Origin of the sequence: Streptomyces sp. NPDC057702 (assembly GCF_042799315.1) — a bacterium.
Lineage (GTDB): Bacteria > Actinomycetota > Actinomycetes > Streptomycetales > Streptomycetaceae > Streptomyces.
The window spans coordinates 78653-100185 of record NZ_JBHVJC010000030.1 but is presented as its reverse complement, the minus strand read 5'-3'; the positions used below and the strand labels follow the sequence as shown (position 1 = coordinate 100185).

General features: G+C 73.7%; 17 protein-coding genes. 6 read left to right on the top strand and 11 right to left on the bottom strand.

The window, feature by feature from the left end:
• The first annotated feature begins 57 nt into the window (after window positions 1-57).
• Complete coding sequence (coaA, locus tag ACFVFR_RS23050) at window positions 58-1077, top strand: type I pantothenate kinase (RefSeq protein WP_383704648.1); 1020 nt, start codon at window positions 58-60, stop codon at window positions 1075-1077.
• A 53-nt stretch (window positions 1078-1130) separates the two neighbouring features.
• Here coaA and ACFVFR_RS23045 read toward each other — a convergent pair whose 3' ends face one another.
• Together ACFVFR_RS23045 and ACFVFR_RS23040 are read right to left on the bottom strand one after the other, a co-directional pair.
• Window positions 1131-1607, bottom strand: coding sequence for a GNAT family N-acetyltransferase (locus ACFVFR_RS23045; protein WP_383704645.1), 477 nt, complete (start codon window positions 1605-1607; stop codon window positions 1131-1133).
• 146 nt (window positions 1608-1753) lie between these two features.
• Window positions 1754-2032, bottom strand: coding sequence for a hypothetical protein (locus tag ACFVFR_RS23040; RefSeq protein WP_383704643.1), 279 nt, complete (start codon window positions 2030-2032; stop codon window positions 1754-1756).
• A 471-nt stretch (window positions 2033-2503) separates the two neighbouring features.
• Here ACFVFR_RS23040 and ACFVFR_RS23035 point away from each other — a divergent pair, with 471 nt between their 5' ends.
• Window positions 2504-2959, top strand: coding sequence for an RICIN domain-containing protein (locus ACFVFR_RS23035; protein ID WP_383704641.1), 456 nt, complete (start codon window positions 2504-2506; stop codon window positions 2957-2959).
• Window positions 2960-3097: 138 nt separating this feature from the next.
• Window positions 3098-3571 carry a hypothetical protein gene (locus ACFVFR_RS23030; RefSeq protein ID WP_383704638.1) on the top strand — a complete coding sequence of 158 codons (474 nt, stop codon included), beginning with the start codon at window positions 3098-3100 and terminating at the stop codon, window positions 3569-3571.
• 715 nt (window positions 3572-4286) lie between these two features.
• Here ACFVFR_RS23030 and ACFVFR_RS23025 read toward each other — a convergent pair.
• From ACFVFR_RS23025 to ACFVFR_RS23015, 3 genes are all read right to left on the bottom strand, one after another.
• Entirely contained in the window at window positions 4287-4634 is a 348-nt protein-coding gene (locus ACFVFR_RS23025; RefSeq protein ID WP_383704636.1) for a VOC family protein, read from the bottom strand.
• A 191-nt stretch (window positions 4635-4825) separates the two neighbouring features.
• Complete coding sequence (locus ACFVFR_RS23020; RefSeq protein ID WP_383704634.1) at window positions 4826-6211, bottom strand: cryptochrome/photolyase family protein; 1386 nt, start codon at window positions 6209-6211, stop codon at window positions 4826-4828.
• Between the two features lie 1177 nt (window positions 6212-7388).
• Window positions 7389-8918, bottom strand: a complete 1530-nt coding sequence (locus ACFVFR_RS23015) for an SDR family oxidoreductase (RefSeq protein WP_383704631.1) — start codon at window positions 8916-8918, stop codon at window positions 7389-7391.
• A 2156-nt stretch (window positions 8919-11074) separates the two neighbouring features.
• Here ACFVFR_RS23015 and ACFVFR_RS23010 point away from each other — a divergent pair.
• Together ACFVFR_RS23010 and ACFVFR_RS23005 are read left to right on the top strand one after the other, a co-directional pair.
• On the top strand, window positions 11075-12109 hold the full coding sequence (locus ACFVFR_RS23010; protein WP_383704628.1) for an esterase/lipase family protein: 1035 nt from the start codon (window positions 11075-11077) through the stop codon (window positions 12107-12109).
• A 256-nt stretch (window positions 12110-12365) separates the two neighbouring features.
• Entirely contained in the window at window positions 12366-12977 is a 612-nt protein-coding gene (locus ACFVFR_RS23005; RefSeq protein WP_383704626.1) for a DUF4232 domain-containing protein, read from the top strand.
• A 336-nt stretch (window positions 12978-13313) separates the two neighbouring features.
• Here the strand turns inward: ACFVFR_RS23005 and ACFVFR_RS23000 are convergent, their stop codons facing one another.
• From ACFVFR_RS23000 to ACFVFR_RS22975, 6 genes are all read right to left on the bottom strand, one after another.
• Window positions 13314-13829, bottom strand: a complete 516-nt coding sequence (locus ACFVFR_RS23000; RefSeq protein WP_383704624.1) for a lytic polysaccharide monooxygenase auxiliary activity family 9 protein — start codon at window positions 13827-13829, stop codon at window positions 13314-13316.
• A 420-nt stretch (window positions 13830-14249) separates the two neighbouring features.
• Entirely contained in the window at window positions 14250-15410 is a 1161-nt protein-coding gene (locus ACFVFR_RS22995; protein ID WP_383704687.1) for a serine hydrolase domain-containing protein, read from the bottom strand.
• A gap of 538 nt (window positions 15411-15948) precedes the next feature.
• Entirely contained in the window at window positions 15949-17307 is a 1359-nt protein-coding gene (gene glmM, locus ACFVFR_RS22990) for a phosphoglucosamine mutase (RefSeq protein WP_383704622.1), read from the bottom strand.
• 161 nt (window positions 17308-17468) lie between these two features.
• Window positions 17469-17978, bottom strand: coding sequence for a 30S ribosomal protein S9 (rpsI, locus tag ACFVFR_RS22985; RefSeq protein ID WP_383704619.1), 510 nt, complete (start codon window positions 17976-17978; stop codon window positions 17469-17471).
• A 41-nt stretch (window positions 17979-18019) separates the two neighbouring features.
• Complete coding sequence (rplM, locus tag ACFVFR_RS22980; protein ID WP_383704617.1) at window positions 18020-18463, bottom strand: 50S ribosomal protein L13; 444 nt, start codon at window positions 18461-18463, stop codon at window positions 18020-18022.
• A gap of 353 nt (window positions 18464-18816) precedes the next feature.
• Window positions 18817-20436 carry an ABC-F family ATP-binding cassette domain-containing protein gene (locus ACFVFR_RS22975; protein WP_383704615.1) on the bottom strand — a complete coding sequence of 540 codons (1620 nt, stop codon included), beginning with the start codon at window positions 20434-20436 and terminating at the stop codon, window positions 18817-18819.
• Window positions 20437-20535: 99 nt separating this feature from the next.
• Between ACFVFR_RS22975 and ACFVFR_RS22970 the strand changes: the two genes are divergently transcribed.
• Window positions 20536-21381: a hypothetical protein gene (locus tag ACFVFR_RS22970; protein WP_383704612.1), complete on the top strand. Its 846-nt coding sequence runs from the start codon at window positions 20536-20538 to the stop codon at window positions 21379-21381.
• Window positions 21382-21533 lie beyond the last annotated feature (152 nt).

The window sequence follows — 21533 nt, the reverse complement described above, 5'->3', positions numbered from 1 at the left end:
GCGTGGCGTGATGGAACGCACGCTCCGCGCGTCGGCGGGAGAACGGACAATGAATCGGTGATCAGGTCTTCGGTAAGCGACCAACGGCCGCAAGGCGGGCAGCACGGCGGTGCCCCGCGGCGGACCGATTCGAGTCCGTACGTCGATCTCTCGCGCGCCCAGTGGAGCGGGCTGCGCGAGAAGACCCCGCTGCCGCTGACGGCGGAGGAGGTGGAGCGACTGCGTGGCCTCGGCGACGTCATCGACCTCGACGAGGTGCGCGACGTCTACCTGCCGCTGTCCCGGCTGCTCAACCTGTACGTCGGCGCCACCAGCAACCTGCGGGGCGCACTCAACACCTTCCTGGGTGACGCGGGCAGCGGGCAGGGCGCGCAGCGGGGCACGCCGTTCGTCATAGGGGTGGCCGGCAGTGTCGCGGTCGGCAAGTCCACCACCGCCCGGCTCCTCCAGGCCCTGCTCGCGCGCTGGCCGGAGCACCCGCGCGTCGAGCTGGTCACCACGGACGGCTTCCTGCTGCCCAACGCCGAACTGCACCGGCGCGGCCTGATGTCCCGCAAGGGCTTCCCCGAGTCGTACGACCGCCGGGCCCTGACCCGCTTCGTGGCCGACGTGAAGGCGGGAAAGGAGGAGGTCAGCGCGCCGGTCTACTCCCACCTGGTGTACGACATCGTGCCCGACCAGCGGCTGACCGTGCGCCGCCCCGACATCCTCATCGTCGAGGGTCTGAACGTGCTCCAGCCCGCGCTGCCGGGCAAGGACGGCCGCACCAGGGTGGCGCTCGCCGACTACTTCGACTTCAGCGTGTACGTGGACGCGCGGGCGGAGGACATCGAGCGCTGGTACCTGGGCCGGTTCCGGAAGTTGCGCGAGACGGCGTTCCAGAACCCGTTCTCGTACTTCCGCAAGTACACGCAGGTCTCCGAGGAGGAGGCACTCGACTACGCGCGCATGATCTGGCGCACCGTCAACCGCCCCAACCTGCAACAGAACGTCGCCCCCACCCGGGGCCGCGCCACCCTCGTACTCCGCAAGGGCCCCGACCACAAGGTGCAACGCCTGCGGCTGCGCAAGCTCTGACCCCCGCCGGCGGGGCGGCGGCCCGGCGATCGTCCGGGGCCGCCGCGCTCCGCTCACAGGGCGATGAGGCCCGCGTCGGTGGGGGTGAACCCGCAGGCGTCGAAGTAGAACGCGCGCAGGTGGTCGTCGAAGTCCACGTGCAGCCACTCGCACCGCGCGGCCCGCGCCCCGTCCACGGCCCCGGCCACCAACCGCGCGCCCACGCCCGTCCGGCGCGCCTCCTCGGCGACCACGGTGTCCAGGACGAACGCGTGCACCCCGCCGTCCCAGGCGACGTTGACGAATCCGACCAGCTCGCCCCCGCGCCGCGCGCACACCCATCCCAGGCTGTGCCGGTGCACCTGGGTGTGCCAGTCGATGTCCAGCGGGGGGTGGTCGAAGCCCTGCGCGTGCAACGCGTTGACCTCGGGGTTGGCGAAGTCCCCCCGCCAGACGTACGCGGTGTCCGCCCCGGGGCGGGGCTGCGACGGGGGCCGGGAGTCGGGCTGCGGGTGGGGCTGGGGCTGCTGCGTGGCATCGGGCGCGGTCATGGTCGGGAGGGTAGGCGGCGGGGCGGCGCGGTGCGCGCGAGTTTCCGTGCGCCGCGCCCGAGTTGACCCGGCACCGGTGCCGTACGGGCCGCGCCGGGCGGGAGCCGGCGAGGTGATCGACGACGCGACCGGCGCGGCGGAACGCCTCAGTCGAACCACAGCTCCCAGCGCTTGCGGGGCGGCTCACAGCGACCCGACTCGACGGCCGTCGCGAAGGCCCGGTCGGTGACGTCCCGCTCGCGCGTCCAGATCGCCAGGTCGGGCTCGGTGGGGACGGTGGGGCTGGTGATGCGGGAGACGGCCACGACGCACTCGGAGTGCACGGTCCCCGTCGCGTACCGCTCCATGCCCACGGCCCCCAGGGCCGCCACGAGCCAGGCGAGAGCGATCAACCGCTCGGCTCCGCGACTTCGTTGGGAGGGCATCGCCGCATCGTAGCGGCCGCCGAGGCGGCACGAGCCGGCCGGCCGTGGGAGCCGGGCCGGTTCTCCACGGGACGCCCGAGCGCCGTCGCGTGGGGGCGCACGACGCGTCCGCCCGTGGTGGGAAACGGCGCACGCGTACGTCCTATCCGGTCAGTTACGAACGGCGCGTGGCATGACCCCTCGCCTTTCCAGCAGCCTCATGGTGCTCGCCTGAGAATTCCCGTACCCCGGTCACGGCTCTCCACTGTCGGCCACCTTCCTTTTCCGTAGCGAACGGAGACCGCTTTTCAGTACTCGCGCACGAGATGTCGCCCCACCGACAGGTGGTTATCGCGGCGGCACACCCAAGGCGCGAGATGGCGCATACGCGCGGGCGAGGGATTCCTTCCGTATACGGCCGTTGCCAGCGCGCGACGCCGATGGCTACGTTCACCCGAAAGCCCGTCGGGCACCACTCGAAGAAGGAGAACAATGTCCACGAGAAAGGCTCTCACCTCGGCCGCGACCGCCGCGGCCATTGCCGGCGCGGGGCTCGTGGCCACGGCCGGCCCGGCCCAGGCGTCGGTCCCGGGCACGGAACAGTTCCGGAATGTGGCCACCGGATTCTGCCTGGACAGCAATTCCGCCAAGCAGGTGTACACACACGCCTGTAACAGCGGGAGTTACCAGAAGTGGAAGGTCACCAGGGTAAGCGGAGGCTATCGCCTCAAGAACGTCGCCACCGGTTTCTATCTGGACAGCAACGCCCGCAAACAGGTCTACACCCACGTCGGAAACAACGGCAGCTACCAGAAATGGAAGATCACCAAGTCAGGTGGCAACTACCGCCTCAGGAACGTCGCCACCGGTTTCTATCTCGACAGCAACGCCCGCAAACAGGTCTACACCCACGTCGGAAACAACGGCAGCTACCAGAAGTGGCGTTGAACGGCGCGGCGGTAACGCCGTAGGTCAGCGGCCGGCCCCCTTCGCCACGCGAGGGGGCCGGCCTTCCGGCCCCGCCAGGCGGCGCGGCGCCCGTCGCCCCGGCCCGGGTGTCGGAGGGGGGCCGTAGCCTCTGGCGTCATGGGCATTGAGGTGGACGCGGTGGTCAGTTACCCGATCAACGACGAGATGGAGCGGGCGCTCGGGCTGGCCGAGGCGGTCGGCGAACCGGTCACGGTGACGTTCGTGTACGAAGGGGGCCGCGAGCCCGAGCGCCGGGTGCTCGTGCCCGCGGCCACGCTGGCCCGGTGGGAGCACTGGGCCCCGGCGGCGTACGCGGCCGGCGACGAGGAGGGCGCGGGCCGGGACGTGGTGGAGCGGGCCGAGTTGGCCCACCCCGTGGAGCACGGCGCGTTCACGCTCTACCGCCGTCGCGTGGGCGGGCGCACGGCGGTGGCGCGCGACGGTGTCGTGGTCGCCGAGTTGCTGGACCCCGGCGAGGCGCACTGGCTCCGGGAGCGGGCCCGCGAGGTCCGCCAGGGCTTCATGGACCCGAAGCAGAAGGCGGCGTTCGAGGAGTTCCTCGCCCGCCAGGCGTCCCGCGAGGCGCGCTGACACGCCGCCGGGCCGACGCCGCCCGGCCCCCCGCTCGCGGGGCACCCCCGGAGGTTGCGCACCATGCGACACACCCGCGCCCGGCACACCGTCGTCGGCGCGCTCGCCGCACTGCCCCTCGCCCCCCGCGCGGCCTGCGGCGCGGGCGGCTCCTCGGACGCGCCGGCCGGGACCCGGACGGGGCCGCCCGCGTCGCACACGCCGTCGGCCCCGGCACCCACCTCTACCTCCACCTCGCGGGGCGGCCCCGTCGGCGCGTCGCGGCGGCTTGAGCGGAGGTCGAACCCGGGCTCGACGACTGGGGCCCGGCCTCCACGCGGGACACCACCACGCCCCGGGCGTTCGCGCGTGGACCTGCGGGCCTTCGTCCTCGGCGACGTCCTCCGACCGGCCGAACGCGCCCAGCTCACCACCTGGCCGCGTACCCATCACCCCGGGGACGGGCTCGTCCGGGCCGGCGTGCCGAAGGGGGGCGGGTCGGCGGCAGGACCGGCGCCGGCGGCACCTACGGCACCCGTGCCGACATCGCCGCGGTGTGGCCGCCGAACTCGGCCCCCCTCGTCCTGGCCGTCACGACCCACCGCGCCGACAGGAACGCCGACCACGACAACCGGCTGATCGCCGAGGCGGCCACGATCGTCACGGACACGCTGTCCCAGCCCCGACCCCGACCGACCCTGACCCCGGCCCCCGCCGCGCCGCCGGGTCAGCCGGGTCAGCGGTGGCTGAGCACGTTGACCACCCGGCCGTTGGGGTCGCGGACGAAGAACCGGCGTACGCCCCACTCCTCGTCCCGCAGCTCGTGCACGATCTCCGCCCCGCTCGCCCGCACCGCCGCGTACGCCGCGTCCACGTCGTCCACCTCCACGCTCAGGTCGGGCACCACGGGCCCGGTCCTGTCCTCGGTCATCAGGCTGACCTGCGCCGTCGGGTCGGACGGCGAGGCCAGCGTCATGATCCAGCCGTGGTTCATGACCTCCTCGAAGCCCAGCAGCCCGTAGAAGTCGCGGCTTAGCTCGGGGGCCTGGGAGGCGATGTTGGGGACGACGCGGCGAATGGTCATCGGGGTACTCCCGGGGAAGGACGGCGCGGGCCGTGGAACGGCCACCGGCTCCCCGGCCGCGCCGCCCCACGCGGGGTCGAACTGCACACCACGCTAGACCGCCGCACTGACAGTCGCGCCGCGCGGCCCGCGCCCCGGCCCCTCGCTCCCTCCCCGCCGCCCCGTCCCCGGTCGCCCGGGATCCCGCTCCCTCAGTCGCCCTCGCGGGCCCGGTGGAAGCGGTCGCGGCCGGCGGCGAGGTCGACGATCGGCTCGGGGTAGTCGTAGCGGGCGCGCTCCTCCGCCGACAGCTTCCACGGCTCGTGCACCGCGGGCCCGGCCAGCTCGGCGAGCTCGGGCAGCCAGCGACGTACGTACGCGCCGTCCGGGTCGAACCGCCGCCCCTGCCGGACGGGGTTGAGCACGCGCCCCGGCCGGGTGTCGGTGCCCGTGCCCGCCACCCACTGCCAGTTGAGCTGGTTGTTGGCCACGTCGCCGTCGACGAGCAGTTCCAGGAAGTGCCGGGCGCCGACGCGCCAGTCGACGTACAGCGTCTTGGTCAGGAAACTCGCGGTCAGCAGCCGGCCACGGTTGTGCATCCAGCCCTCGTGGGCCAGTTGCCGCATGGCCGCGTCCACCACGGGAAAGCCGGTGCGGCCGGCCCGCCAGGCCGCGATGTCCTCCGCCGCCGCCCCGTCCTCCTCGTCGCGCCAGCGGTCGCCGCGCGGCCGGTAGTCGGCCGAGGACGTCGCGGGCCGCGCGGCGAGCACCTGATGGTGGAAGTCCCGCCAGCAGAGCTGTCGTACGAAGCCCTCCGCGCCGGGCCCGCCCACCTTGCGCGCGCGGGCGACGAGTTCGACCGGCGAGAGCGTGCCGAAGTGCAGATGCGCCGAGAGGCGGGAGGTCGCGTCGCCCGGCAGGTCGTCGTGCCCCTCTCCGTACGAGGTCAGCCCGTCGCGCAGCCACGCCGTCAGCCGGCGCCGGCCGTCCTTCTCACCGCCGGCCGCCAGCCCCGGCGAGACCCCGCGCACGGCACCACGTACGGGCATCCGGTCGGAGGCCACGGCCCGGTCCGGCAGCCGCACGCTGCGCGGGGCCGGCAGCGGATCGCGCGGCGCCTGGCGGGACCAGGCGCGGAAGTACGGCGTGAACACGGCGAAGTGGTCGGAACCCCCCGAGGGGGTCACGGCCCCGGGCGGCAGGACCGTGGTCACCGCCTCGTGAACGATCAGCCGCCGCCCGTCCCGCTCCAACGCGACCCGCAACCGCTCCTCCCTGCGCTGCGCGTAACCGCTCACCCCCGCGGACACATGCACCTCCGCCGCCCTGACCTGCGCCGCGACCCGCAGCGTCTCCTCCACCACATCCCCCGAACGCAGCACCAGCCGGCCCCCGCGCGAACGCAACCCGGCATCCAGGTCGGCCAGGCAGTCGCGGAGGAACGCCTCCCGGTTGGGTGTCTCGAAGCCGGTCGCGAGGATGCCGTTGTCACAGACGAAGAGCGGCACCACCCTGCCGCCGCCCGCCGTGGCGGCCCGCAGCGGCGGGTGGTCGTACACCCGCAGATCGGCGGTGAACAAGACGACGGAGACCTTCATCGGCTCCTCCTGGTCGGGTGGTCCAGATGCGCACGGGGTCGCGAGGCGCGACGGGAACGTCCCGCCGCCAGCTCACCCGACGGAACGGGACCCGACCCCCGATGGACCAACGCCACGGAGACCGGCTCGGTGCTGTCAGGCGAGGCGAACGAGCGCCACGCGATCGACGGAACGGGGCTGGGGCGGGGCGGGAACGGCGCTGGGGCGGGGCGGGAACGGCGCTGGGGCGGGTGGGGGTGAGTGGGAACGGACGGGAACGCGGACGGTTCAGGGGTGGGGCAGGGGTGACGGTGTGGCAGGGGTGACGGTGTGGCAGGCGGGCTGTTCGGAGCGGCTGGGTGGTCGGCTCATGCGGTGACCGACGCGGAGGCGGTCGGTCTCGGGCGAGGTCGTCGGTGGCGGCTGGGTGGACGGTGGCGGGGTGGACGGTGGCGGCGGGGCGGTCGGTCTACGCGGGGCTGGCGCGGAGGCGGTCGGTGGGGGCTGGGTGGTCGGTGGCGAGGTGGACGGTGGGCGGTCGGCCTTCGCGGCGGGGGTCGTCGGGTACGGCGGTTGGTCGGTCTGCGCGGCGGGGGTGAGTGGTCGGGCCCGGATGGCGGACGGTCCGGTGCGGATCGGACGCGGGGGGCCGTGGAGGGCTGTGTGGTCGGGCGGCGGGCGGGCTGGTCGGTTTCGGCTGGGTGGTCGGCTCACGCGGTGACCGACGCGGAGGCGGTCGGTCTCGGGCGAGGTCGTCGGTGGCGGCTGGGTGGACGGTGGCGGGGTGGACGGTGGCGGGGTGGACGGTGGCGGCGGGGCGGTCGGTCTACGCGGCGAAGTGGTTCGGTCGCGGTGGGTGGGGGGTGGTGGGCGGGAGGTGGTGGGCGAGGTGTGGTGCGTGGTGTCGGTGGGGTGGTCGGCTTCCGGTGCGGCGGCCAGCGTGGGGGGCGGGGTGGTCGGTCGCGGCGGGGCGGGCTCGTGCGGGTGGTCGAGCCACGTGGTCGGGCGCGGCGGGCGGACGGCGTCCGCCGGTAGGCGGGGCGCGGCGTGACGGTCGGTGCGGGCGGGGCGGACGTGGCTGGTCGGGTGGTTCCGTCCTCGGCCGGTGGGCGGGGGGTCTCCGTCCTCGGCCGGTGCGGTCGCGGTGGGTGGGACGGTCGGTCTGCGGGGCGGGGCGGGGCGGGCACGGTGGGCGGGGTCAGCGCGGTGTGGCGGGCGGTGCCGCGTCGGGCGCCGTCTCGCGGGTGGCGGCCCGCACGATGTTGCGGGCCATGCCACCGAAGATGACGGTGTGGAAGGGCGCGACAACCCACCAGTATGCGTGGCCCAGCAGCCCGCGCGGGTGGAACAGCGCCCGCTGCCGGTACCACGTACGACCGCTGTCCTCCTCCCGGTCCACCCGCAGCTCCAACCACGCCAGCCCCGGCATCCGCATCTCGGCACGCAGCCGCAGCAGTCGGCCCGGTTCGACGGCCTCGACCCGCCAGAAGTCGAGCGCGTCGCCCACCCGCAGGCGCTGGGCGTCGCGGCGCCCCCGCCGCAGCCCGGCCCCGCCGACCAGCCGGTCCAGCCAGCCGCGTACCGCCCAGGCCAGCGGAAAGGAGTACCAGCCGTTCTCCCCGCCGATGCCCTCGACAACCCGCCACAGCGCCTGCGGCGAGACGTCCACGGCCGACTCGCGCAGGTCGATGTACAGGCTGCCGCCGGCCCAGTCCGGGTCGGTGGGCAACGGGTCGCTCGGCGCGCCCGGCAGCGCGGCCGACGACCAGCGGGTGGCGACCTGCGCGTCCTGGATCTTGCGCAGGGCCAGTGCGAGCGCGGTGTCGAAGGGCATCGGCTGGCCCGGCGCGTCGGGCACGTACCGGGCGATGTCGTGCTCCTGGCAGACGACCTCGTACCGCAGCGAGGCCGCGAGCGGCTTGGCGATGGCGTGCGGCACCGGCGTCACCAGGCCCACCCAGTAGCCGGACAGCCGTGGCGTCAGCACCGGCACCGGCGCGATGACCCGCCGAGGCAGCCCGGCGACCTCGGCGTACCGGCGCATCATCGCCAGATACGTCATGACGTCGGGACCGCCGATGTCGAACGCGCGGCTCACCCCGGCGGGCAGCTCGGCGCTCCCGACGAGGTAGCGCAGGACGTCGCGGACGGCGATCGGCTGGATACGGGTCCGCACCCAACTCGGTGTGATCATGATCGGCAGCCGCTCGGTGAGATAGCGCAGCATCTCGAAGGACGCGGAGCCGGAGCCGATGATCACGGCGGCGCGCAGCACGGCCGCCGGCACGCCCGAGTCGAGCAGGATGTCGCCCACCTCGGCCCGCGAACGCAGGTGTGGCGAGAGCTCCTCGCGCGGCACGCCGGCCGGCGTGAGGCCACCGAGGTAGACCAGGCGGCGTACGCCCGCGCCGGCGGCGCACTCACCGAAGACCCGCGCGGCGCGACGGTCGCTCTCCTCGAAGCCACGCCCGGTGCCCAACGCGTGGACCAGGTAGTACGCCACGTCGATGCCCTCCATCGCGGCGCGCGTCGCGTCGGCGTCCAGCACGTCGCCGCGCACGATCTCGACCTGGTCCGCCCAGGGGTGCGCGCGCAGCTTCTCGGGCGAACGCCCCACGCACCGCACCCGGTGCCCCGCCGCCAACAACTCGGGCACCAGCCGGCCCCCGATATACCCCGTGGCCCCCGTGACCAGGCAGTGCAGACCGGTTCGGCCATCGTCGTTCACGCCGCTCACCTCGGGTCGCGTCGGTTCCTACCGCACAGTGCGCCTGACGCTACGACTCTTCCCACCGCACCCCACGCCCCCACGCGGCCCCACCCCCAACAAACCCAAACACACTCCCCACGCCCAGCCCCCTCCCCCACACACCCCACCAGCACCTCACGCAACGCCCCAACCCACCCCTCCACCCCATCCGAGCCACACGACACCCCCCGCCTCAACCCGTACCCGCCACGTGACGCCCCCCGCCTCGACCCCGTACGCACCACGCGACGCCCCCGCCTCGCCCCCGTACGCCGCAAACACAGCGCCCCACCTCTGCGCGCGCACCGCACACGCACCACCCACAACACCCCGACCCACCCCGTACGCCACACGCGCACCGCCCCCCACCCACGCATACGCAAGAACGCGCGGCCCCACCCCGCACGCCACACACGCGGCACACCGCCCCACCCCCGACACCACCCACCCCCACCACACACGACCCGCCCCACTCCGAAGCTCGCCCACCCCCGTAAGGCCACAACCGCGCCCCGGCCCGCACCCCACGGGCCACGCACTCCCGTGAGCCCCCCACGCGCGACCCGGCCCACCTCCACGGGGTCCCCCACCCCTGTTGAGGCACCACGCACGACCCGGCTCGCCTCACCGGCCACGCACTTCCGTGATCCACCGGCGCACCACCCGGCCCACCCCCACGAGCCACCCACCCAGTGACCCTCACGCGCGGCCTGGGGCCACGCCCGCGAGTCACCCACACGCAGCGACCCGGCCCCCACGGCCACGCACTCCCCTAAGCCATCCCCAGGCGGCCCAGCCCACCCCCACGCTCGGCTCACCCCCTGTGAGCCGCCTGGCGCGCGCCCCCCACGGGTCACACATCCCCACGAGTCACCCACACAGCGACCCGGCCCGGCCCCACTGATCGCCCACCCTGCGTACGCCGGGCAGCGCACCCCGCTCGCCAGCGCCTGGGCTCGACCGGCTCCCCGAACTCACCGAACAGGCCGCTCGCGAGTCACCCACGCAGCGACCCGGCCCCACGGGCCACCCACCCCCGTAGGCCACAACCGCACCCCACGGGCCTCGCCCCCCACAGGCCACACACTCCCGTGAGCCCCCACGCGCGACCCGGCCCCCACCGCCGCCCACCCCAGTGGGCCACCCACGCGCAGCCCGGCCCGCCTCACGATCACCCACCCCGTGAGCCCCCACCCACAGCGCCCCGGCCCCACGGGTCACCCACCCCCGTGAGCCCACACCCGCAGCGGCTCGGGCCGCCCCTACGAATAGCCCACCCCCGCGAGCCACCCACACCCGCAACGCCCCCCGCGCGGACGGGCCAGTCCGGCGTCAGCGGGCCCGCTCCGTGTGGAGCCCCGCTCGACGCACGACTCTTGTCATGCGCGCGACCGCAGACTTACCGTCAGGTAACACACGCTGAGCGCGCCCCCTTCGGGTCGTGGCCAGCAACGACACCGCGCGCACCCACGCGCCACCGGCACCGCCGCGCAACACCCGCGCCCCACACCCCGCACCACCGCCGGCACCCGCAACGCCCCGCAACGCCCACGCGCCGCGCCGCCCCGCCCCGCCCCGCCCCGTCAGGAACCGTGCGCCCAGGCGAACCCCCACACCACGCTCCCGACGGAATCCCCCCACCCCCACGGAAGCCCGCACCCACCCCTCGCGCCAAAGGCGACGCACCACGAACCAGACCCGCCCGCATCCCAGGCGAAACCGCCCCGCACTCACGACCAGAGCCACACCCCCACCCACCTGCGAAGCCCTCTCGGAACCACCCCGCCCCCACCCACCGGCAGCGCCATCCGCGAAACCGCCCCCACACCCCAGGCGAAGCCACCCCACGCCCCACGCCAGGTTCTCGCCGCACCCACCTCCCACACCGCGCCGAAGACCACACGCACCAGCCGAACACCACACGCCGCGCGCCACGCACCACACCCCACCACCCCAGGTCAGGCACGCCCGCAGGACGAACCGTGCCGTTGCCGGGGGCGGGCCCCGCGCCCGCCGGCCGGCCAGGTCCCCGTGCCCTCGCACGCTCACGCGCGCCGTTCGGCACACCCCCACAGGGCCCGACCGGACCACGGTTGGTCCGAGTCGGCGCTCTCCCCCTCGGAGGAACCCCACCCATGACCGAGACCCTCGACCGCCACCGGCCACGACGCCCCGTACGCCGCTGGGCCACCGCCGTCGGCATGGCACTGTGCCTCGGCGCGGCGCCCCTCTCCATCGCCGGCCCGGCCCAGGCCGAACCCGCACACCGAGCGGAACCAGCCACCCGCGCGCCACAGCAACAGGTCGCCCAGCAACAAGCCGGGCAAACCAGGCATCCGGTGGGCGGCCTGGCAGAGGCCGTACGCAACTTCGTCGCCAGCCCGGGAGCCGTGGCGGGCGCCAACGACTGGCGGTGCCGGCCGAGCGCCGAGCACCCGTACCCCGTCGTCCTCGTCCACGCCACCGGCGTCAACCTCGGCGCGAACTGGACGAAGATCGCGCCCACTCTCGCCAACGCGGGCCACTGCGTCTTCGCCCTGAACTACGGCATGAACCACCTCTCGCTCGGCCGCGTCGGCGGTCTGGCCGACATCCCGGCCTCAGCCCGGCAGTTGAGCGCCTTCGTCGAGCGGGTGCTGGCCGCGACGGGGGCGCCGAAGGTCAACCTCGTGGGCCACTCCCAGGGCGGCATGATGCCGCACTACTACCTCAAGCGACTGGGCGGCGCCGGCAAGGTGGGCACCCTGGTCGCGTTGTCGCCGAGCAACCACGGCACCACGCTCTCGGGCCTGACCCACCTCGGCCGGGCCCTGGGCCTGATCGGCTTCGTCAACGACCTCTTCGACTTCGTCGGCCTGCCCGCGCTCACACAGCAGGAGGTCGACTCCCGCTTCCAGCGCGATCTCTTCGCCGACGGCGACACCGTGCCCGGGGTGCGGTACGTGGTCCTCCAGACGACCCGGGACGCCGTCGTCACCCCGTACACCCACGCCTTCCTCACCGGCGACGCGGTCCGCAACATCACCCTCCAGGACCAGTGCCCGGCGGACCCGGTCGGCCACGTGGGGATGTTCGTGGACGGGCCGGCCGTCCAACACGTCGTCAACGCGCTCGGCCCCAACGACCCGCGGTTCAGGCCCACCTGCACCGACTACGGGCCGGCGCTGTAGGCCCGACACGGACGACGTACACGCCCCGCGCCGCAGCGCCTGAGCGGCAGCGCGGAGACGGGACGGCCACCACGGCGGCCGTCCCGTCCGGCCCGCCCGTTCGACCGGGCCGACACCACCGCCTGGTTCATGGCTGAAAGCGGACCCATCCACAGGCCATCGCTTCGGGTCACCTCTAGTACGGATGCCGCACTCGCGGCCATCCGCACATCCCGCGCACAACGCCGGGTCAGTACGAGGAGGGGCCGAACCCATCATGCACAGCACCCGCACCACCAGCACCGCAGCACGGCACACCCCGCGCACCCGCGCGGCCGTCACCGGGGGCGCGACCCTGGCCGCGGCCCTGTTAGTCGCCGGCCTGACCGCGAGCAGCGCGGGTGCGGCCGGCCACCCGACCGCCGATCGTGGCGCGTCCACCGCGGCTGCCACGCCCACCTGCAAGCTCGCCGGCCTCAAGGTCACGCTGGACAAGGGCGGCGTGCCCGACGGCGCACGCAGCGGCATGAGCCACGCCGGCATCTACCTGCGGTTCGAGAACACCACGAAGAACACCTGCATCTTGCGCGGCTACCCGGGGCTCGGCCTGGAGAACACCGGGCACAAGCCGCTCGTCACCAAGACCGAGTGGGGCTCGACCTGGTACGCGAAGGACCCGGGCAAGACCAACGTACGCGTGGAGTCCGGCGATTCGGCCTGGGCCGACCTGGCGTGGACCCAGTCGGGCACGGACGCGGTGCACGCGGGGAACCTGAAGGTCACCCCGCCCGCCGAGACCCGGTCCGCCACTCTGCGCTTCGACCGCGTCGTGGACTGGGGCCGGCTCCAGGTGACAGCCCTCGCGGACACGCCGCCGAAGATCGGCTGAGGCCCGCCGGGCCCGGCGACACCCCGGTCACTCGCCCAGGCACCGCCGCCTCCCGCTCACGCCCCGACCCGCGCACACCCACGCGCCGGCTCCCGCCAGTCGTCCCCCGTGGGCCGGCTCCCGCCAGCTCCGACCGGACCTCCGCCGGAGCGGAGGTGGGCACGGCGGCCCGGCGACGGCGTCGGACGGCGGCCCCCGCCGTAGTGGTGCCGTCCGTCGCCGACTCACCCCGGCGCTCCGGGGACGCCGCCGGCGACCCGCCCGGCGCCGTGCCGCGGCGCGGGGCGGATCAGGCGGAGAGCGCCGGCGTGCGGTGCCGCCGTGCCCGGTCCGGATTTAGCTGACGTTCACGTCCACGCAGGCGTAGAACGCGTTGGGCGTGTCGGCGACGTTCCACACCGCCAACACCTTCTGCTTGCCGGACAGGCCACCGAAGTTGACCTGGTGGGTCACGGTCTCACCGGGCCGAGCGCCGCCATCGTTGAACTCGGCGATCTTGTTGCCGCCCACGTAGTACTGCCAGGTGCTGGTGGCGTGGCGGGCGGTCAGGCGCCAGTTGAAGCTGGTGGTACGGCTGACCGGGGTGACCTTCCAGGCCTTGCTGTCATCGTCCAGCTCGGCGAAGGCGGCGTTGCCGCCGCTGCAACTCCGCAGCCCCTTGGGGCCTTCCACGCTCTGCGGCTCGTACTTGATGGGCCCGCAGGGCAGGTCGCCGGCCGCGCACTGGGCCTGCCGGCTGGGCGGCGAGTTGATGTAGCCGTGGGCGCTGGCCGAGCCAGAGGGCAGGCTGACGGCCAGGATCGGCGCGATGGCCGCGCCAAGCGCGACAGCCAGCTTCTTCTTACCGTGCATCGTGGGGCTCCTTACAGTGGGGGGCCTACCGTGGGGGCAGGTGTCGTACGCAGGAGGCGCGGGATCGCGGGCGTCTGAGATGGCGACCGGGTGTGGGGGCACGGGTCGTCGGCCGTTGAAGCGACCCCACGCCGCCTGCTTGGTCTAGACCATACTGATTGTCAGAGCGCGGTCAAGAGTTTGTTCCATCCGAACTTTCCCGGCCCTCCACCAAGGCACCGGTTCACGCCGCCCCGCTCACTGGCGTACCGTCAGCTCCCTCCACACCACGCCCATCTCACACGCTCCGCCCACCCACCGCGCCGCAACCCCGCCGCCACCCGACCCCGGCCCCCGCGCCACCAGCCCCGACCTGCGCGGCGACGACTCACCCCGCCCGCGAGGGCCCCCTCCCAGGCGATCCCGCCACGCCCCCGGTCGCTACAGCGGCAGCGGGAAGACGGCCCGGATGACGCGAGCGCCGACCGGACTCAACTCCGCGTGCGCGTTGGTCGCGTTGACCGAATAGACGAGGGTGCGGGTCAGGTCCCGGGTCGCGGCTATGGCGGTGGCGTACCCGGGCCGCGCGCCGGACTTGGCCCACACCTCCGTGCCGTCCTCCCCCACGAACCGCTGGAGCCCCGCGCTGTAGGTGGCGCCCTTGATCTTCGGCAGCGTGAACATCTCCCGGTCCAACAACGGCTGGGGCACGAGCCTCCCGCGGAACAGCGCCTGAATCAGCCGCTCCAGATCGGCGGTGGTCGAGATCATGTCGCCGGCCGCCCACCGGTCCGAGACGTTCCACTCCGTCGCGTCCACCAACCTGCCGTCCCGCAGCAGTTGGTAGCCCCGGTGGTGCGGGCCACGGATGCGCGGGTCGGACCCGGCCGGGAACGAGGTGTGCCGCATCCCGGCGGGTCGGAGCACCCGCACTGTCGCCTGGTGCGCGTACGAGTCGCCCGTGACCTTCTCGATGAGCAGGCCGAGGACGGTGTAGCCGATGTTGCCGTACCGCTGCTTCCTGCCCGGCCCCTCGCCCTCCCCGACATAGGGCCCCTTGGCGACGGACGCGGCCACCACCGCACGCGGCGTCAGGGTCTCGAAGCGGCGCTCGTACCCTTCGCCGTCCGTCGGGCCGAGATCGGCGCCCGGCTGGAGCCCACTGGTGAACGTCAGGAGATGGCGCACCGTGATGGGCTCGAAGGCGTCCGAGAGCAGCCCCGGCAGGTACTCCTGCACCGTGCCGTCCAGGTCGAGCCGCCCCTCGGCGGCCAGTTGCAGCACGACGGCCGAGGTCACCACCTTGGTCGTGGACCCGGCGCGGAACCGGGCGTCCGACAGCGCCCCGCGCCCGCTGACCAGATCACGCACCCCGGCCTTCCCCCGCCAGGTGCCGTCGCCCCCCACCCGCACCAGCGCCGCGCTGGCCTCCGAGCTCGGCAGCCCGCGCAACGCCTCCTCCAGCGCCGCGACGTCGGGCCCGTCCGTCACGGAGGCCGCCGGCGAACCGGCCCGCACGTGCGCCGACGTCGCCTCGGGGCCGGCGGCGGCCCCCTCCCGGGCCCACGCCGGCCCGGCGGTCAGTGGCACCACGGCGCCCAGCCCCACGGCCAGCGCGGCGGCCACCACGGCGCGAGCCCGGCGCCGAGGCCGACCGGACCGACCACCCGACAGGCCACCACCCCCCAAGCCGGAGCCGGAACCAGAGCCGACCCCCGCGACACGCTGACGCCCGGTCAGCTCGACCGCCCCCGCACCCCCGCCCGCACGGCCGGACCCACCCGCGCGGACGCGCCGGTCGGCCCCACCCTCGCGAACGCGCTCAGCACCACCCCCGCGCACCCGGTCAGGCTCACGGTCAAACGCGCGGTCAGGCTGGGTGTGGGCGCTCATGCGGTACTCCCCGAAACGGACGGCAGATGCGTACGTCCCCCATGGTGGCGAGCGCCTCGCGACCGCGAATCAGCCCGCCGTACTACGCCGCCCCTGGCCCCACCCCGACCCCCGCACCCCCACACGCCCCCGTGCGCGTCGGGGTTCTTCCCTAGGAGGGCCACCCACGACCGAACCCCGGTACTCCTGGGGGGGAGTTCCGGGGTTCGGGTCGTACGGCTTCGGCGGGGCGCCACGGCGGGCCCGGCTAGCCGAGGGCCGACTTCACCACGTCCGCCAGCCGGCCCGCGACCGACCCGGCGTGCTCGATGTCGGCGGCCTCGACCATGACGCGCACCAGCGGCTCGGTACCCGAGGGACGCAGCAACACCCGCCCGGTGGCGCCGAGTTCACGCTCCGCGTCGGTGACCGCGATCCGCACCTCGGGCGAGGTGGCCACGCGCGACTTGTCGACGTCCGGCACGTTGATCAGGATCTGCGGCAGCCGCTCCATCACGCCCACCAGGTCCGCCAGCGAACGCCCGGTGGCGGCGACCCGCGCGGCCAGGAGCAGGCCGGTCAGGGTGCCGTCGCCGGTGGTCGCGTGGTCCAGGACGATCACATGCCCAGACTGCTCGCCGCCCAGCGCGAAACCGCTGCGCTTCATCTCCTCCAGGACGTACCGGTCGCCCACCGCCGTCTGCACCAGGGACAGCCCCTCGCGCTCCATGGCCAGCTTGAAGCCCAGGTTGGACATGACGGTGGCCACCACGGTGTCCTTGCGGAGCGTGCCCGCGTCACGCATGGCCAGCGCGAGGACGGCCAGGATCTGGTCGCCGTCCACCTCGGCGCCGGCCCCGTCCACCGCCAGGCAGCGGTCGGCGTCGCCGTCGTGGGCCACGCCCAGGTCGGCGCCGTGCTCGACGACGGCGGCGCGCAGCTTGGCCAGGTGCGTCGAGCCGTAGCCGTCGTTGATGTTGAGGCCGTCCGGGTCGGTGCCGATCGTGATGACCTCGGCCCCGGCCCGCGCGAACGCCTCGGGCGAGACCCGCGCCGCCGCGCCGTGCGCCCCGTCGATGACGACCTTGAGCCCGTCCAGCCGGTTGGGCAGTACGCCGATCAGGTGCGCGACGTAGTTGTCGAAGCCCTGGTCGTACGCGGTGACCCGACCCACGCCGGCGCCGGTCGGGCGGTCCCACGGCTGCCCGGAGGCGTGCGCGCGGTAGGTCTCCTCGATGCGGTTCTCCAGCTCGTCGGCGAGCTTGTGGCCGCCACGCGCGAAGAACTTGATGCCGTTGTCGGGCATCGCGTTGTGGCTGGCGGAGAGCATGACGCCGAGGTCGGCGCCGAGCGAACCGGTCAGGTAGGCGACGGCCGGCGTCGGCAGCACGCCCACCCGCAGGACGTCCACGCCGGCGCTGGCCAGACCGGCCACCACGGCCGCTTCGAGGAACTCTCCGGAGGCTCGCGGATCACGTCCGACCACTGCCACCGGCCGATGGCCCTCGAACGTGCCCGCCTCGGCGAGCACGTGCGCCGCCGCGACCGACAGGCCGAGCGCCAGCTCCGCCGTCAGATCGGCGTTGGCGACACCGCGCACGCCGTCCGTACCGAAGAGTCGTCCCACTGGTGTCCTCCGAGATCACGTCACATGAACCAGGGTTTACGTCCAGGTATACGCCCCTGGTTGTCCATAACCGAACGCCCCGGCAGCACGAATGGTGCCGCCGGGGCGTTGGAAGCGCAGCGAGACTCGCTGCAAACCGCTGCGAAGCGTTCTGCGCGAGATTAGCGCTTGCTGTACTGCGGGGCCTTGCGGGCCTTCTTCAGACCGGCCTTCTTGCGCTCGACCGCACGGTCGTCACGCTTGAGGAACCCGGCCTTCTTGAGGGCGCCGCGGTTGTTGTCCACGTCGGCCTCGTTCAGCGCACGGGCCACGCCCAGGCGCAGCGCACCGGCCTGGCCGGAGATGCCGCCGCCGCTGATGCGGGCGATGACGTCGTAGCGGTCGTCGAGCTCAAGCACCTTGAAGGGCTCGTTGACTTCCTGCTGGTGCACCTTGTTGGGGAAGTAGCCCTCAAGGGTGCGACCGTTGATCTTCCACTTGCCGGTGCCCGGCACGATGCGGACACGGGCGATGGCGTTCTTGCGACGCCCGAGGCCCGCGGCGGGCTGCGGGTCGCCGAAGCGGGACGCGAGCGACTCGCTCGTGTACTCCTCGACCGGAACGTCCTCGATGTGCTCGGTCGTCTCGACGACCTCGTCGACGACGGGGGTCTCTGCGGTGGTCTCGGCCACGATGCTCCTCAGATTCTTTTCGTCTTAGGGGGTGGCCGGGACTACTGCGCGACCTGGGTGATCTCGAACGGGACCGGCTGCTGAGCGCCGTGGGGGTGCTCGGCGCCCGCGTAGACCTTCAGCTTCGAGAGCATCTGACGGCCCAGGGTGTTCTTGGGAAGCATGCCCTTGATGGCCTTCTCGACGGCCTTCTCGGGGTTCTTCGCCAGCAGCTCGTCGTAACGGACGGACCGCAGACCACCCGGGTAGCCCGAGTGGCGGTAGGCCATCTTCTGGGTCCGCTTGTTGCCGGACAGGTGCACCTTGTCAGCGTTGATGATGACGACGAAGTCGCCGGTGTCAACGTGGGGCGCGTAGATCGCCTTGTGCTTGCCCCTCAGGAGGGACGCGGCCGTCGTGGCCAGACGGCCCAGGACGACGTCCTGCGCGTCAATGATGTGCCACTGGCGCTGGACATCGCCGGGCTTGGGGCTGTACGTACGCACGGTCGTAGCCTTCGCTTCTTCAGTGATGGGGTCGCCCCTGATCCGCGAGGATCAAAAGGACGAGGTCCTGACAAGGCCACCCGGACGATCACGACAGCCATGGCCGCACGCCGGGGACGCAACCCGAGTGCCTGCCGCTGGTCATCGGCCCGGTGGACCGGCGTAAGGGCCCCTCACGTGAGATCGAGCAAGCCAATACGCATAACGAACTGGCAGAATACCGGCCCGCCCCCATCCGGGTCAAAACCGCCCGCCGACCGCGGCTCAGCCCGGCCCCGCGCCCCCTGACCCGGCCCGGCCCGCCCCGCGCGCCGGGCTACCGACCCGGGCCAGCCCACCGGCCCACGCCGGCCTCACCGCGCGCGCCGCACCCGCCCCTCGTCCCAGACCGGCTCCGAGACCTCGCGGACCAGGCCGTCGGCGCCGAAGACCAGGAAGCGGTCGAAGGAGCGGGCGAACCAGCGGTCGTGGGTGACCGTGAGCACCGTCCCCTCGTACGCCGCCAGCCCCTCCTGAAGGGCCTCCGCGCTCTCCAGGTCCAGGTTGTCCGTCGGCTCGTCCAGCAGCAGCGCGGTGGCGCCCGCCAGCTCCAGGAGCAGGATCTGCAACCGGGCCTGCTGGCCGCCGGAGAGCTTGTCGAAGGGCTGGTCGCCCTGCCTCTCCAGCTCGTACCGGCGCAGCGCGCTCATCGCGCCCCCGCGATCCTTGGCGTGCTCCTGCCACAGGATCTCGACCAGGGTGCGGCCCATCAGCTCGGGGTGCGCGTGGGTCTGCGCGAAGTGGCCGGGCACCACCCGCGCGCCCAGCTTCCACTGCCCGCCGTGGGCCACGTCACCGCCGGCCAGCAGGCGCAGGAAGTGGGACTTGCCCGAGCCGTTGGAACCCAGCACCGCGACCCGCTCGCCGAAGAAGACCTCCAGGTCGAAGGGGCGCATCAGACCGGTCAGCTCCAGCTGGCGACAGGTGATCGCCCGCACCCCGGTCCGCCCGCCGCGCAGCCGCATCCGGATGTCCTGCTCGCGCGGCGGCTCCTGCGGCGGGCCGGCCTCCTCGAACTTGCGCAGCCGCGTCTGCGCGGCCTGGTAGCGCGAGGCCATGTCCGCGTTGTACGCCGCCTTCTGCTTGAACATGAGCATCAGCCGCCGCAGCTTGGCGTGCTCCTCGTCCCAGCGCCGGCGCAGCTCCTCGAAGCGCGCGAACCGCTCCTTGCGCGCCGCGTGGTACGTCGCGAAGCCGCCACCGTGCACCCAGGTGTCGCTGCCGGCCGGGCTCGGCTCCACGCTGATGATCTTCTGGGCCGAGCGGGCGAGCAGCTCCCGGTCGTGGCTGACGAACAGCACCGTCTTCGGCGTCTCCCGCAGCCGCTCCTCCAGCCACCGCTTGCCCGGCACGTCCAGGTAGTTGTCCGGCTCGTCGAGGAGCAGCACCTCCTCGGGCCCGCGCAGCAGCGCCTCGAGGACCAGCCGCTTCTGCTCGCCACCGCTGAGGGTGCGCACCTGGCGCCACTGCGCGCGCTCGTACGGCACCTCCAGCGCGGCCATCGTGCACATGTCCCACAGCGTCTCCGCCTCGTACCCGCGCGCCTCGGCCCAGTCGCTCAGCGCCTGCGCGTACGCCATCTGGGCGGCCTCGTCGTCGACGGTCATCACCGCGTGCTCGGCCGCGTCCACCGCCCGCGCGGCCTCCCGCAGGCGCGGCGGGGAGACCGAGACCAGCAGGTCACGGACGGTCCGCTCGTCCCGCACGGAGCCGACGAACTGCGGCATCACGCCGAGCCCGCCGCTGACCGTCACGCTCCCGCCGTGCGGCTTGAGCTCGCCGGCGATCAGGCGCAGCAACGTCGTCTTGCCCGCGCCGTTCGCCCCGACCAGCGCGACCGCGGCGCCCTCCCCCACCCGGAACGAGACGTCGCCGAACAGCACCCGCCCGTCGGGAAGGTAGTACTCCAGATGCGCGCCCTCGACGTGTCCCATACGTGAAGTCTCCCCGCCGCGCGCCAGCGCGGGCCAACCGTTTTCCGGCGCGTCCACCGCGCCGGCCGACCACCACGACGTGCCCATAGGATGCGCGGCATGAGCTTTGGGCAAGGGGGGCCGTACGGGCCCGGGGGTTCTGAGCCGCACACGCCGGACTGGTCGGCCCTCGCCGACGACGCGGCCCGTGACCGACGCCGCAGGTGGCTGCTCTTCGGCGGCGGGGCGCTGGCCGCCGCGGCCGTCGCCGCCATCGTCGCCACCGCCGTGATCACGAGTGACGACGGCGGGGACGGCGACGACAAGGGCGCCTCCCAGCTCCCGACCCCCGCCGAGCTGCCCAGCGAGTCGGCCCAGCCCGAGCCGACGTTCTCCGACGTCCAGCCGCCCGCGCCGATCAGCCCGCTCCAGGTCATCGCCGACGGGTCCAAGGACACGGCGCCCATCACCGCGGCCGGCTTCTTCTCCGACCAGCGGGTCACCGTCGCGGGCCGGGACTACACCAGGGGCGCCACCGCGAGCACGCGGGACTGCGGCTCGGTGGCGCAGAAGAAGCTGTACCCCGCGCTGACCGGCAACGGCTGCCGACAGGTGGTGCGGGCCACCTACACCCGGGACGGGGTCGCGGTCACCGTCGGCATCGCCGTCTTCGACACCCGGACCGTGGCGGAGAAGGCCAAGGAGGCGGCGGGCCCGTTCCTGGTCTCGCTGCCCGGCCAGGGCGTCGAGCGCTTCTGCTTCAACACCGCCTGCCGCTCCACCAGCAACGCCATCGGCCGCTACGGCTACTTCACCATCGCCGGCAACACCGACGGCAGCGCCGTGCCCACCACCGACACCAAAGCCCGCCAGGCCGGGCTCGACATCGCCGACCACGCCTTCCGCCAGATCATGGCCCGCGCCAACGCGCAGGCCTCCGCGGCGGCCAAGGCCCCCGGCGACTGACCCGCCCCCGCTCCCCCACGCCGCCCGCCGCGCCCGCGTCCACACCGCTCCCGGCTCCGCCCGGGCCCGGCCCGTACGCCTCCGCGGCGAGCGCCCGCGTAAAGCGCCCGCGCGTCGCCCGCGCGGACCGCTCTACGCGGCGGAAGGTTGTG